Annotated in this window: 13 protein-coding genes; 4 read left to right on the forward strand and 9 right to left on the reverse strand. The window is 63.1% G+C overall.

Annotated elements, in window-relative coordinates:
* Window positions 1–23: 23 nt before the first annotated feature.
* Window positions 24–1,034: a DUF2125 domain-containing protein gene (locus ASE60_RS27530; RefSeq protein ID WP_057254759.1), complete on the reverse strand. Its 1,011-nt coding sequence runs from the start codon at window positions 1,032–1,034 to the stop codon at window positions 24–26.
* A gap of 202 nt (window positions 1,035–1,236) precedes the next feature.
* Here ASE60_RS27530 and ASE60_RS27535 point away from each other — a divergent pair, with 202 nt between their 5' ends.
* Window positions 1,237–1,788, forward strand: a complete 552-nt coding sequence (locus ASE60_RS27535; RefSeq protein ID WP_057254760.1) for a gamma-glutamylcyclotransferase — start codon at window positions 1,237–1,239, stop codon at window positions 1,786–1,788.
* A gap of 4 nt (window positions 1,789–1,792) precedes the next feature.
* Here the strand turns inward: ASE60_RS27535 and ASE60_RS27540 are convergent, their stop codons facing one another.
* The 4 genes from ASE60_RS27540 to ftsE form a co-directional block, all read right to left on the reverse strand.
* Window positions 1,793–2,584, reverse strand: coding sequence for a 1-acyl-sn-glycerol-3-phosphate acyltransferase (locus ASE60_RS27540; protein WP_057254761.1), 792 nt, complete (start codon window positions 2,582–2,584; stop codon window positions 1,793–1,795).
* A 128-nt stretch (window positions 2,585–2,712) separates the two neighbouring features.
* A complete protein-coding gene (locus ASE60_RS27545; protein ID WP_057254762.1) occupies window positions 2,713–3,411 on the reverse strand; it encodes a YdcF family protein in 699 nt (232 codons plus the stop codon).
* 97 nt (window positions 3,412–3,508) lie between these two features.
* Window positions 3,509–4,531, reverse strand: coding sequence for an ABC transporter permease (locus ASE60_RS27550; RefSeq protein WP_057254763.1), 1,023 nt, complete (start codon window positions 4,529–4,531; stop codon window positions 3,509–3,511).
* Window positions 4,524–5,183: a cell division ATP-binding protein FtsE gene (ftsE, locus tag ASE60_RS27555; protein WP_057254764.1), complete on the reverse strand. Its 660-nt coding sequence runs from the start codon at window positions 5,181–5,183 to the stop codon at window positions 4,524–4,526. The genes ASE60_RS27550 and ftsE overlap by 8 nt, the downstream gene beginning before the upstream one ends.
* Before the next feature lie 313 nt (window positions 5,184–5,496).
* Between ftsE and ASE60_RS27560 the strand changes: the two genes are divergently transcribed.
* The 3 genes from ASE60_RS27560 (at window position 5,497) to ASE60_RS27570 (ending at window position 7,352) form a co-directional block, all read left to right on the forward strand.
* Window positions 5,497–6,159, forward strand: a complete 663-nt coding sequence (locus tag ASE60_RS27560; RefSeq protein WP_057254765.1) for a hypothetical protein — start codon at window positions 5,497–5,499, stop codon at window positions 6,157–6,159.
* 63 nt (window positions 6,160–6,222) lie between these two features.
* The gene (gene hpt, locus ASE60_RS27565) at window positions 6,223–6,768 is read left to right on the forward strand and encodes a hypoxanthine phosphoribosyltransferase (RefSeq protein WP_057254766.1); all 546 of its coding nucleotides are present in this window, start codon (window positions 6,223–6,225) and stop codon (window positions 6,766–6,768) included.
* A gap of 224 nt (window positions 6,769–6,992) precedes the next feature.
* A complete protein-coding gene (locus ASE60_RS27570; RefSeq protein WP_057254840.1) occupies window positions 6,993–7,352 on the forward strand; it encodes a response regulator in 360 nt (119 codons plus the stop codon).
* Window positions 7,353–7,572: 220 nt separating this feature from the next.
* Here the strand turns inward: ASE60_RS27570 and ASE60_RS27575 are convergent, their stop codons facing one another.
* The 4 genes from ASE60_RS27575 to argH all read right to left on the reverse strand — a co-directional run bounded on the left by ASE60_RS27575 (window position 7,573) and on the right by argH (window position 13,525).
* Window positions 7,573–10,227 (reverse strand): TIGR02302 family protein, encoded by a 2,655-nt coding sequence (locus ASE60_RS27575; RefSeq protein ID WP_057254767.1) that lies wholly within the window; start codon window positions 10,225–10,227, stop codon window positions 7,573–7,575.
* A gap of 203 nt (window positions 10,228–10,430) precedes the next feature.
* The gene (lysA, locus tag ASE60_RS27580; protein WP_057254768.1) at window positions 10,431–11,699 is read right to left on the reverse strand and encodes a diaminopimelate decarboxylase; all 1,269 of its coding nucleotides are present in this window, start codon (window positions 11,697–11,699) and stop codon (window positions 10,431–10,433) included.
* 118 nt (window positions 11,700–11,817) lie between these two features.
* Window positions 11,818–12,012: a lipoprotein gene (locus ASE60_RS27585; protein ID WP_057254769.1), complete on the reverse strand. Its 195-nt coding sequence runs from the start codon at window positions 12,010–12,012 to the stop codon at window positions 11,818–11,820.
* Window positions 12,013–12,121: 109 nt separating this feature from the next.
* Entirely contained in the window at window positions 12,122–13,525 is a 1,404-nt protein-coding gene (gene argH, locus ASE60_RS27590) for an argininosuccinate lyase (RefSeq protein WP_057254770.1), read from the reverse strand.
* Between the last annotated feature and the right edge of the window lie 22 nt (window positions 13,526–13,547).

The following is a 13,547-nucleotide window of genomic DNA, read 5'->3' on the forward strand; positions in this document are numbered from 1 at the left end:
TCCGGAAGCGGGTGTTCGACGATCTAGAGCGTCGGCAGGACGCCGATCGGGATGAAGGCGAGAAACGCCGTGCCGTCGCGCACGTTGAGCTTCACGGTCGCCTCGTCCTTGCCGTTGGCGAGCGCCTTCAGCATGTTCGCGGTGTTGTCGACGAGGTTGGCGTCGTCGGGAATCAGCTTGACCAGATTGGCCCGCCAGGCCTCGATATTCGTCATCGTCAGCGAGAACTCGCCGGAAATCAGTCCCTGATCGTTGACCGAGAAGGGGCCGGAAAGCTTGGCGTTCATGCCGGAGCCGAGATCGAGGGTGAGCTGTCGGAGTTCGCCCTTGCTGCCGCGAAACATCTCCGGTGTCGGTGTGGTTGCCATCCACCCGGCCTTGTCGGTGAAGGTCAGGTCCGCAGCCACCGTGGCCGGCGGCGCGTAGCTCGGGCCTTCCTCCGGACGAAGGTCGAGCTTGTCGACGCTCAAAGCGGCATCAAGATCCGCGCCGTTCTGGCGCAGGTGCAGTTCGCCGTGGCTGGCGCCGAAGCCAAGACCGTCGCCCGCAAGCGGCAGGCGCACCCGACCGGTGAGGTTGTCATAGGTGAGCGAGGTGCGGTCGACACCGGACAAGGTCGCACGCACGCTCGCATGCAGCAGCGTCCAGTCGGCGAAGACGTTGAGGCCGGGCGACGCCCGGATTTCGGCCGGGCCGTCGAGCTCGATCACGGCGTGGCCGGGCTGGTAGACCTGGGCGGCTGTGCGCAGCGCCCCGAAGGAGGCGGATGTGCCATGGCGGGTGTCGTCGAGGTGGACCTTGTCGCAGAAGAGGCCGATTCGGAACGGAAAGCCGCGCACGTCCATGTTCGTGCATTCGCCGCCGAGGCCGGCTGCCTGTCCATCGGCAAGACGGGCCGTGAGGCGTTTCTCGATCTGATCGGCGGCGAGGAACCAGCCGGTCGAATAGATGCCGGCGACAAGCACGATGCCTGCCGTCAGCCAGCGGAACTTCCGGCTGACCGGCGAGGGATTGGAAACTGCGGTTGCCGACATGGGCGCGGATACCTCACTCTAAACTGGACTGCGGCTGCCTTTCGGGTGGCGCCGCCGATCCGCAAAACTATTCTTGTCTTCGGGTGCACGAGGACGAGCTTGTCTCTTTCGTGCCGAGATGCTGTGCCGTAGAAACCGACATGGCTGACCATTCCTACAAGCCGATGGTGATTCGGTGGCGAGAGCAGACAGCGCGGGTTGAATGACAGTGGATATGGACGAATTTTGGGTCTTTGGCTACGGGTCGCTGATGTGGAACCCCGGCTTTGCCTTCGAGGAGAAGCTGACGGCACGCGCATTCGGCTATCGCCGGTCGCTCTGCGTGCATTCCTGGGTTCACCGCGGCACCGAACAGCGGCCGGGACTGGTGCTTGGGCTCGACCGAGGCGGCTCCTGCATCGGCACGGCTTTTCGTGTCGAGCGTGGGCAGCGGGAGAGTGTTACCGATTATCTGCGCGAGCGTGAACTGGTGACGCATGTCTACAAGGAGCGCACGATGCCGGTGCTGCTTGCCGATGGACGGCGGGTGCCGGCGCTTGCCTATGTCATCGACCGCGACCACGTCCAGTATGCCGGAACGCTCAGCACCGGTGAGGCGGCCGATATCGTCGCCGTTTCGACCGGAAAATCCGGGCCGAACAGCGAGTATGTGTTCAACACGCTTGCCCATCTCAAGGAAATGGGCATCCGCGATCACTGGCTGGAAGAGGTGGTGGGCCTGCTCGAGCAGACACGCCAGCGTGCGCGGGCCTGATCGCTCAGGCCCTGCCGGCGGCCTTCAGTTCCTTCAGCCTTTGCTCGGCGGTTGGCGGCAGCGGCAGGTGCGGATTGTTCTGCACCGTTTCGACAAGCAGTTCGTCACTGGCCTTCTCCGTGACTTCCATGAGCTTGGCAAGGAATGCATCCGGATCCATGCCCGCCTCGACCGGCGGCAGGATGCGGACCTTGAAGTGGCCGGGAAAGCGCAGGAACTTGCGGCGCGGCCAGAAGAGGCCGGGATGCATGGCGACCGGCACGACAGGCACGTTCAGGTCGCGGTAGAGGCGGGCGATGCCGTACTTGTACTCCGGCGGAGCGCCCGGCGGGCGGCGCGTGCCTTCCGGGTAGATGATGAGTTCGCGGCCGGTTGCCATTTCCTGCTTGGTGCGATCCATGACGCTGGTCATCGCCTTGCCGCGTGCGGCCCGGTTTACCGGAACCATGCGCTGCTTGAGGATGTACCAACCGAACAGCGGGATCCAGGTGAGCTCACGCTTCAGAATGTAGAAGGGATCGTCGAGCCAGGGGAGCAGCGCATAGGCATCCCAGAAGGACTGGTGCTTGGGAGCGAAGATGTAGGGGACCTTCGGGAGGTTCTCCAAGCCTTCGATCTCAAAGGTCGTCCCGACCATCTTGTCGAGCAGCCAGTGATTGCTGCGCACCCAGTTCTTGGGAACGAACCAGGCCTTCTTGCGCGGCAGCAGGAAATAGATCGGCGTCAGCACGATCATCTGCACGATCAGATTGGCGTAGAACACCATGTTGAAAAGGATCGAACGCAAGACGATCATCAGGCACGCTCTCGTAGGCGAGTTCTTAAGGGGCTCGGCGTCAGGCCGATTGATCGCTGCCTACACGAAACCGTGCCGAAGGAAAACTGCCCTCTCTCACTTTAGGCCATCGACGTTCTCGAGGGCCTCTATTCTTCCGCCGGCGTGGCGCGTGAGGAATCGGTGCGCAGGCCGCTCGTCGGCCGGGCGCCGGCGAGATCGCGAACCGATGCGATCGTATACTTCCCGAACTCCAGGAGGATCGATTTCAGTACCATCGGGTTGCGCAGCCAGTTCGTCGTCTTGAGATCCGAATTGACCACCGGGTAGGGGATGAATTCCGTCTCCGGGCGGGTACGCCGAAGCTCCAGCAGGCTGCGTGGCATATGGTAGTTGTTGGTAACGACGAGCACGCTCGTATAGCCGCGATCACGGATCCATTGTGCCGTCTCGGTGGCGTTGCCGATGGTATCGATCGCCTCATGACCGATATCGACGCAGCATTTGAAGAGATCGGCGGAGCTCTGGGTGTTGCGGCGGATCTGGCTGCCGGTGGTCGTCGGGTGGACGCCGGAGATGAGCAGGCGCTTTCCGGCGCCGCCCTTCAAGAGATCGACCGCTTGGTCGATGCGCTGGAAACCACCGGTCAGGACGACGATCGCATCCGCCTTGGGATGCACGGGTGGCTGCAGCGATGCGACGGTGTCGGCGAAATTGAGGAAGGCGCCGATCAGGAGCGCGAGCGGTAACAGGAGGACGAAGAACGTTCGCCGGAGAATTTTGCGCAAGAGGCTGCGGGGCCGCCGGCCATCGTCGGCTTTCCCCTGCCATTTGCCTCCTCCGGCCATCCCGTTCCCGCGTAATTCTCGCGCCATCATGATTCTCTTCACATAGCCACAGATTACGGCAAGGAATAGATCGAGGCACGGCGAAACATCGGGCGGTTCAGCTCTGGTAGAGATCCGTGCGGCCGGGGTCCGAACGGATGAGGTCGATCTCGTGGATCGTGCGCATGACCGTGAGGCGAGCGGTCACGGTCGTCAGGATGGCGATGACGACGATGATGGCGGCGATACCGAGATAGCCACCATAGCCAATGGTAAAGGTTCCGAAGAGGGCGGTCGCCTGATCGGTCTGCGGTGTTGCCAATGTCTGCGACTGCCAGAAGCCGGCAAGCGCAAAGGACAGCGCGGCAAGCAGGCCGCCGGTGCCGGCACCCTTGAGGCTGATTCTCAGAAAATGCTTCTGGAATTCGGAGGCGACGAAACCGGCCTCGGCACCGACGAAATGCAGCACCTCGACGATGTGGCGGTTGCCGGAAAGGGCGCCGCGGGTGGCGAAGATCACCGTCAGCACCATGGCGGAGAACACGAGGGCCAGCACGCCGGTGCCGATCATCGCCGTGGTATTGGCCATCGCGACGAGCCGGTCGACCCAGGTGCGGTGATCGTCGAGGAAGGCCTGCGGGATCGTCTCGGTCAGCGCCTTGCGCATAGCGGCGAAATCGGGCGGGTTGTTTTCGTCGATGGTGATGATGATCAGCCGCGGCACCGGCAATTCGTCGAGATCGAGGCCTTCGCCGAGCCAGGGTTCCAGGAGGCGCGCGGTGGCGGCGCGATCGACGATCTTGCCATCGGTCGTGCCGCTGAAGGTCAGTGCCAGATCGCGGGCATCGGCGAGCGCCTTCTCCATGTCGAGGCTATCGTCCGGCTTGATCTGGACGGTGATCTCGCGGGAGATCTGCGACTGCCAGCTCTGGGCCGTTGCCCTGACCATGCTGACGCCGCCGAGTGTCAGGCAGGCAAGGAACGACATGATGGCGATCACGCACATCAGCGCATGCCCGGAGACATTGGTCGAAGGCACGATCGGGCCGGTCGGCCGCACGCGCATTTCCGTCCGGCGTTGTTGCGGCTCCGACGCCTGCTCGGGCGCATCCTTCTGGCGTTTCGTGCGGCTGTCACTCATAGATGTCGAGCCGCCCCTGCGAAAGGATCATGCGTCGCGCCTCCACCTGATCCATCAGCGACAGATCGTGGGTGGCGATCACCACCGCGGTGCCGAGCCGGTTCAGCTCGAGGAAGAGATTGAGGAGGCGCCTGGCCATCGGCGGATCGACGTTGCCGGTCGGTTCGTCGGCAAGCAGGATCTCCGGCCTGTCGATCAGCGCCCGCGCGATCGCCGCGCGTTGCTTCTCACCGCCTGAAAGAACCGGCGGCAGGACATTGATGCGCTCGCCGAGGCCGACCCATTTCAACAGTTCCAGCACGTCGGCGCGATAGCTCGATTCCTCCTTGCCGCGGACGCGCAGCGGCAGAGCGACGTTCTCATAGGTGGTGAGATGGTCGAGCAGGCGAAAATCCTGGAAGACGATGCCGACGCGCCGGCGCAGCATCGGGAACTCCTCGCGCGGGATCGACGAGATGTTGCGGTCGAACATCCGGATCAGGCCGCGCGTCGGCTGCAGCGAGAGGAACAGCAGTCTCAAAAGGGTGGTCTTGCCGGCGCCCGACGGACCGGTCAGGAACTGGAACGAACGGCGCGGAATATCGAAGGTCAGGTCCCGGAGGATTTCCGGTCCCATGCCATAGCGCAGTCCGACGTTCTCAAAGTGAATCAAGCGGCAGCCCAGTCTCTCTCACGGCCCTGCAACCGACGGCCGGTTCCGGTCCTCCGCGCATAGGACGACCAGCCTCGAAAGGCAAAACCGCCAGCGGAATCATGGTTAAGCAGCGGTTAATTTTTCATGAAAAGGTGCCGCTTTCGCGACGTCTTTCCGAAACATTAACCATTCCGGTTTACGTGTCGGAAAGATTTGATGCAATGCCTAGATTCTTGCATGCCAAGGGTTCGCGCATTGCCCGATGGTTTCGCAGTCGAGGCGGTAGGTCGAGTGGCCGCACCGGGCCCCTGTGGGACAGGAGGAACTGGTCATGCATGCATTCCGGACCAAAACCGCCGGCGCTTCGGCGGACTTCCTGCCGCCCGAACGGGGCGGTCGTGAGGCAGCCGCGATGCCGCGACGCGTCGACTATGTCGATGCCGAGTTCGAGGTGATTGCTCCCTCGTCGCGCCGAACGCCCTATCCGGTGTTCAACGACAACGCCAAGATGGGAAATCAGAAACGGCCGACCTTGACGGTCGTGGCCGACGAAACATCGCTTGCCGGCCGACTGTTGAGCCTCGCCGAAGCGCGGCTGCGCGACATGCCGGCGCGCCGCTTCGCCGGCCTGGTCGCGGGTTTCGCACTCGCATCCTTTCTGGTGATCGTCGGTTTCGCGGGCGACGGGCAGGCCGATATCCAGCCGCTTGCGATATCAGGGGTCACGAGCTCGCTCGACTATTCCGGCGGCATGCGGGTGCTTTCCGTCTACGGCTCGATCGACAACCGCTCCGATGTCGAACAGCGCCTGCCGCTCGTCGTGGTGGGGGTGGCAGCCAACGGGCGCCAGGTTACGACCACGCGCGTGATGCCCGAAGGCGCGGCAATCGCGCCGGGCGAGAGCCGCCATTTCAGGACGCGGCTGCCCTATGCAGGTGGAAAAATGCCCGATGTGACGGTTTCCTTCGCTGAAAACGGTGTTTCAGCCCGCTGATTGTGCTAAGCGGCGCGGATGGGAAGGCTTTGGTCTTCCGGATGAAACGCTGGAGAAGCCTTGATGCCCGTTGTTCGCGGTAAGAATATCGAACCTCTCTACACGGCCGAAACGATTGCCGCGCGCAACAGCGAGTTGGCCGGGATGATCGTCAACGGTCCGCACAAGGATCTGCTGGTGATCGCGGTGCTCAAGGGATCGTTCATCTTTGCTGCAGACCTGATCCGCGCCATGCACAACACCGGCCTTGCACCGGAAGTCGAGTTCATCACGCTGTCGAGCTACGGGCTCGGTACGGTCTCTCAGGGCGTGAAGATCATCAAGGATATCGACAGCGACGTGCATGGGCGTGACGTGCTTTTGATCGACGACATTCTCGAATCCGGCCGGACACTGCGTTTCGCCAAGGAGCTGATGTACGAGCGCGGCGCGCGCAACGTGACGATCGCCGTGCTGCTCGACAAGCGCGTCAAGCGGAAGGTCGAGCTCGAAGCCGATTATGTCGGTTTCGAATGCCCCGATCACTTCGTTGTCGGCTATGGCATGGATGTCGCCTATGCCTTCCGCGAGCTGCCTTTTGTAGGTGTCGTCACCGGCGATGCCGAGTAAGGCGTGTCAAAACGGCACGCCGACCCTGAAATCCGGTCGCCGCGCGTTTACCGAACACAAACGAAAAACTGGTTGGTTGGGGATGTACCGCGTGGTGATTCCCTATCGGATTGGCGGTGCTGCACCGCCGTCGTGTCCGGTCGATGACCGACGCCCGCTGTAACCTTTTGGATCAGGTGCGGGCGTCGGCGTGAAAGCCGCGCCTCGGAAACGCGGAGGCCATGATGGCGAAAATCCTGATTACCGAGGACGAGGATGCGTTGCGTTCCTTCGTCGCGCGGGCACTGAAGCTCGACGGCCATGAGACGGTCGAGGCGGGCGACGGTGCCGACGGCCTTGCCTGCCTCCAGAGCGAGGCTTTCGATCTCCTGCTTTCCGACATTCGCATGCCCGTCATGGACGGCATCGAGCTGACGCATCAGGCGTCGGCTGCCTTTCCGGCAATGAAGATCCTGCTGATGACCGGCTATGCCGAACAGCGCGAGCGGGCCGACGATCTGGCCGACAAGATCGTCGACGTCATCTCCAAGCCGTTTTCCCTTCCCGATATCCGCAAGGCCGTTGCGCTCGCGCTGGCTGCCTGACGAATCCCAATCCGACAACTGATTGCTGCCGAGGTCGTGGGCTTGAGGCTAGATCATTTCATTGTTTCATCGAAACACTGAAATGACCTAAGTCTTTGAAATTACGCAATTCCGCACGGAAAACCGTTTCGCACTTTTCCTGGAATTGCTCTAGGCGCCGCAACGCTGCGCCTCGCGAGGACCGGAATATCGGATCGGCTGGCCCGAACCAGCTACGGGCTCATTGCATGTCGAGCAGGCGCTCGAGATATTGCCGCTCGGCCTCCGGCGACAGGTTATCCCCGAGCCGGCGGCGGATCTCTTCGAGGATCTGACGGGCGCGTTGCGTGTCAAATTCCTCGGGCACCTTCACGTGGTCGCCAAATTCCGGACCGCGGTTGTTCTGGGGCCTGCCAAGCGGGTCGCGGCCGTTCTGGCCGAATTGCGGGACGCCCATGCCGGGGCCCTGACCCTGGCTCTGCATCTGGTTCATCATGTCCTGGGCGCCTTGGCGCAGCGCCTGTAGCGCACGGCCTTGATTGCCCACCGCCTGTTCGCCCTGGCCCTTGCCAAGCGCGCCGGAGGCTCCGTCCATTTCCCGCTGGGCTTCGCCGAAACCCTTGCCCGGCTTGATGCCCATGTTTTCGAGGCTCTTGTTGAGTTCTCCGAGCTGCTTGCCAAGCGCGTCTTGCTGCTGCTTCAACTGCTTGAGCGCATCCTTCAGCTGTTCGGCGGTCATCTCGTCAAGCGGGTTGGGCTGGCCATTCGGATCGCCGCGCTGTTCCGGATCCTGCGGCATCTCCTGACCGAAGAGCTCGTTATCCTCGCCCTGCAACGGGTCGCCGCGCTGCATCCGGTCGCGCTGCGCCTGGTCGAGCTTGAAGGTCTCGTCCATGAGCTTTTGTTGATCCTGCAGCAATTTGCCGAGCTTCTCGATCTGCTGACTCATGGCATCGTTCTGCTGGCCCATCTGCTGCTGGCCGCGGCCGGCCTGCAGATTGTTCATCATCCGCTGCAGTTCCGACAGCAGCTGGCGTGCCTGATCGCGCGCGCCGGAGCGCGCCAGGTTCTCGATCTGGTTCATCATCCTTTCGAGGTCCTGCTGGCGCAGGATGTTGTTCGGGTTCATCTTGCCGGCCATGCGCGGGTCTTTCGCCGCCTGCTGGGCGAGGGCCTGCATGTACTCCTGCATGGCCTGGCGCAGCTCCTGCATCAGCTTGGCGATTTCCTGGTCGGACGCATTGCGCTCCAGCGCGTCCGAGAGCGCCTGCTGTGCGTCGCGCAGGCGCCGCTCGGCGAGTGACAGGTCGCCATCTTCGATGCCGAGCGCGATCTCCCATAGGTATCCGGCGGCGTCACGCAGCATGTCTTCGTTGTAGGCAAGGGCCATGCGCGTGCGAGCCGATTTCAGCAGCAGGAAATGCGTGAGGTTGGGGATCCAGTCCTCGGCAAGCGAAGCAACGGCATCGTTGAGGTCGAGCGCGCGCGGCAGGTCGTTGGCATTGAGGGTGAAGACCTGGCGTTGCTCGGCGACCGCGCCGGCGAGCGGCTGGATGAACTGGCGGGCGGGCAGGATCATTTCATGCGGCGGGCTGCGGCCCTCCTGGCCTGCGGCGTCGCGGGCGACGAGTGTGACCTTCACGCGCTTGCCGGCAAGCGGATGTTCGCTGAGGTTTCGGCTGGTCGTGCCCTTGGCTTCGCGCGCGTTGCGGCGCGGCAGGTCGAGCCGGTATTCCGGCAACGGATAGAGCGGGCGGGCTCCCTCTGCGGCTTCGTCGAGCGGCTGGATCTCGGCCCAGGCCTGGGCGATGCCGTAATCGTCCGTTGCAGCGAAGGTGATTTCCAGCGCCGCATTGACGGTTGGACGAGGAATGCCGTCGAAGGAGATCTGCGGCACACCATCCGGAATGATCTTGAAAGCCCAGCGCCGATCCCCGACGACGAGCTCGCCGTCCTTGACAATCTTGTAGACATGGTTGCGCACGGCATTCGGGTTGCGGGCAGGCGAGGGCGCAGCCATTTCGGCGACCTTGGGCCCGGCCTCGCCCACCTTCGGCTTGGGCTTCGTTTCCCCGGCTTTCTCGCCGACCGCCGGAATGGCGATTGCCTTGGCCGCGCCGCTTTCCGCAAACCGGACGATCTGGTCCGGTCCGGCCCCGGTGACACGGACCGTCAGGTCGCTGAATTGCGGGATGGTAATGGCCCCGGTGTCCTCCGCAGCCGATACGGCCTCCGGCTTTCCGGTGAGGAAAATCGGGGCACGGCCGGTATAGGCGGGTGGCGTCACCCAGGCATCGATGCGGATATCGGCCGTTTCGACCGCAGCCTGCGGCAGGCGCAGCGCGTCGCTGAGCAGGCCGGCGCGGTTGGAGTAGGAATAGGCGAAGGCGACACAGGCGAGAAGCACCGGTACGGCACGCAGGGCAAAAGGATCGTGTCGGGCGATATCAGGACGCGGAAGCCCCGTCTCGAGCGCGCCGATCATCCGTGCCATGCGGGCCTGGTGCTCGCGCCACAGCGCTTCGCCCAGTGGATTGTCGGTTGCCGGCCGATCGTCCTGGACGCGGATCGCCTGGTGGGGCAGGGCGTTGCGCTCTTCCAGCATGCGGTCCGCGTCGACATTTCCGGGCAAACGGATCCGCGTCAGCGGAAACAGCGATGCGAGAAAACCGATGGCGAAGGCAAAGAGGGCTGCGGCATGCAGCCAGAACGGTGCCACGCGGAAGAAGCCGAGCCAAGCGAAGGCGAGAAATAGAAGAACGATAGAACCGGGCAGGAGGGTGCGCGGCAGAAGCTGTTCGGCGACCAGCACCCAGCGCGCCAGCCATCTCTTCAGTGCCAGGGTTCTCGAAAACGGCTTCGGTTGTGGCGTTTCATCCTGCCGGAATTGCGTCATCCGCCCAAGTTTCCTTTCGGTCGCCCGTCTACGCTCGTGGCTGACCCTATATCGTAAAGCGAGATGCGGCCGGAGACGGCGCAGCTTAGCTTATTCCGCTGGCCTTCAGGATACCATCGTTTGTGGCGAAGACGAGGGCGCAAACAGAATCGTGATCGCCCGGGTGGCCGATCCACATATTGTCGTCGTTGGTGCGGATCGCCTCAGGCGAGCCAGTCCGGAACCGAATCGAGGCCGATCAGGGCATCATAGTCCTGACGCGGACGAACGACGTGGAAGCGGTCGCCCTTGACCAGAACTTCAGGGATCAGCAGACGGGAATTGTAGGTGCTGGCCTGGACGGCGCCATAGGCACCTGCCGAGCTTATGGCGAAGAGATCGCCGGGCTTCGGCATCGCCATCTCGCGATCGAGCGCCAGGTAGTCGCCGGTTTCGCAGACGGGCCCGACGACGTCGGCACGGATGCGCGGCGCGTTGGCGGCGGAGATGCGAACAGGGCGGATCTCGTGATAGGCCTCATAAAGCGTCGGGCGGATGAGGTCGTTCATCGCGCCGTCGACGATGACGAAGGTCTTGTCGCCACCATCCTTCACGTAGATCACTTCGGTCACGAGGATGCCGGCATTGCCGACGATCAGCCGGCCCGGTTCGGTGACGATCTTGCAGCCGAGCGACTGCAGCTGGCTCTTGACGATTTCCGCATAGGCATCCGGCAGCGGCGGCGGGTTGTTGTCGTCCTTGTAGGGAATGCCCAAGCCGCCGCCGATATCGACGTGGTCGATCGAGTGGCCGTCGGAGCGCAGCGTGTCGACCAGCTCGCGCAGCAGCTTGAAGGCGTCGTCGAAGGGCTGCAGTTCGGTGATCTGGCTGCCGATATGCATATCGATGCCCGTGACCTGGATGCCGGGCAGCGTGGCCGCATGTGCATAGACGGCGCGGGCGCGCTCCCAGGAAATGCCGAACTTGTTTTCCTTCTTGCCCGTGGAAATCTTGGCGTGGGTCTTCGCGTCGACGTCAGGGTTGATGCGGAAGGAGACATGGGCGCGCTTGCCGGCGCGCACGGCGCGCTGATTCAAGACTTCGAGTTCCGGCTCGGACTCGACGTTGAAGCAATAGATGCCGGCGTCCAGCGCCAGGTCCATTTCCTGCGGCGTCTTGCCGACGCCGGAGAACATGATCCGGCTTGCGGGAATGCCGGCTGCAAGGGCGCGGCGCAGTTCGCCGCCCGAGACGACGTCGACGCCGGCGCCCAGGCGACCGAGCGTCTTCAGCACCGCCTGGTTCGAGTTGGCCTTCATCGCATAGCAGACCATCGCGTCCACATCGGCGAAGGCCTTGGAAAAGACCGTGTAGTGGCGCTCGAGCGTGGCGGTCGAATAGCAATAGAAAGGCGTGCCGACGGCGCGCGCGATGTCGGTGACCGGCACGTCTTCAGCGTAGAGGATTCCGTCGCGGTACTGGAAGTGGTTCACGGGCTGCAGCTCGGCTTTTGCGCAATTCCAGGAGAGTATGAAGCGGTTTTTCGTCCGGAATTGCGTAATTTCAAAGAGTTAGATCAATTCAATGCTTCGTTGGAAACGATGAGCGGATCTAGAGGAGGGGATCGAGCAGGAAAGGACGGTCGTCCGGTTTTTCCTTCTGCTCGACGGTTCCGGCGGGCGCCTTGGTGTTGATCGGCGCCGTCGAACCGGGGCGGTCGAGATCGCCCTTGCGTCCGCAACCGACAAGAACCAGCCCGGGGATCGCCAGCAGGAGCGCAAGCCGGGCCGCCTTCGTGAATGTCATCGTTATTTTCCTTCGCGGGACTGATGCTGGTGCGATGTCTTATCGATTTTTCCGGCGCTTGTGCACCCTGAATTTGCGGGCGGAGGCCGCCCACACCTTCGCTCATCCCTTAGTTTCGGGCGCGCCACCAGGCGATCTGTTTGCGAACCTCGTTGGGCGCAGTGCCACCGAAGGAGGTGCGGCTGGCAACCGAAGCCTCGACCGTCAGAACGTCGAAGACCTTCTCGGTGATGTCGGCATGGATCGATTGCAGGTCGGCAAGCGAGAGATCCGCCAGATCGCAGGCCTTCTGTTCGGCAAGTGCTACGGCGCGGCCGGTGACGTGGTGGGCGTCGCGGAAGGGCAGGCCCGCCTCGCGCACCAGCCAATCGGCAAGATCGGTCGCGGTCGAATAGCCGGAGCCGGCGGCCGCCTTCATGCGGTCGGTGCGAACAGTCATGTCGCGCACCATGCCGGTCATGGCGGCAATCGCCAGCTCGAGGCTCTCGGCGGCGTCGAAGACCTGTTCCTTGTCTTCCTGCATGTCCTTGGAATAGGCGAGCGGCAGGCCCTTCATGACCGTCAGAAGTGCGACCAGCGAACCGTTGATGCGGCCGGTCTTGGCGCGCACCAGTTCGGCAGCATCCGGGTTCTTCTTCTGCGGCATGATCGAGGAGCCGGTCGAAAACGCATCCGACAGGCGGATGAAGCCGAATTGCGGCGTCGACCAGATGACGATCTCTTCGGCGAGGCGCGACAGGTGCGTGGCCGTGATCGATGCCATCGACAGGAATTCGAGCGCGAAGTCGCGGTCGGACACGGTGTCGATCGAGTTGCGGGTCGGGCCGGCGAAGCCGAGCGCCTTGGCGGTCATGTGCCGGTCGATCGGGAAACCGGTGCCGGCGAGTGCGGCAGCACCAATCGGGCTTTCGTCCATATGCTCGATGGCATGGCGCACGCGCGAACGGTCGCGGCCGAACATTTCCACGTAGGCCATGCAATGGTGGCCGAAGGTGACCGGCTGCGCGGTCTGCAGGTGTGTGAAGCCCGGCATGACGGTATCGGCATGTTCCTCGGCACGGTCGAGGAAGGCGGCGATCAGCGCCGTCAGCGCCTTCTCGGTGCGCTGCAGCTCTTCCTTGACCCAGAGGCGGAAGTCGAGCGCCACCTGGTCGTTGCGCGAGCGGGCGGTGTGCAGGCGTCCGGCCGAGGGGCCGATCAGCGTCGCAAGCCGCGCTTCGATGTTCATGTGGATGTCTTCGAGGCGGCGCGAGAACTCGAACTGGCCGCTTTCGATCTCTGACAGGATCGTGTTGAGGCCGTGAACGATTTTGTCTTTGTCTTCAGTCGAAATGATGCCTTGATGCGCCAGCATCGTCGCATGCGCTATTGAGCCGCGGATGTCCTGGGCATAGAGCTTCTTGTCGAAGCCGATCGAGGCATTTATCTCCTCCATGATCGCGTCCGGACCCGAGGCAAAGCGACCGCCCCACATTTGGTTGGAGGATTTCGTCTCGGAATTGCCGTCAGCCATGAAGAATGCCCGCCTTGGAGAA

The organism is Ensifer sp. Root278 (assembly GCF_001429285.1).
Taxonomy (GTDB): Bacteria; Pseudomonadota; Alphaproteobacteria; order Rhizobiales; family Rhizobiaceae; genus Ensifer.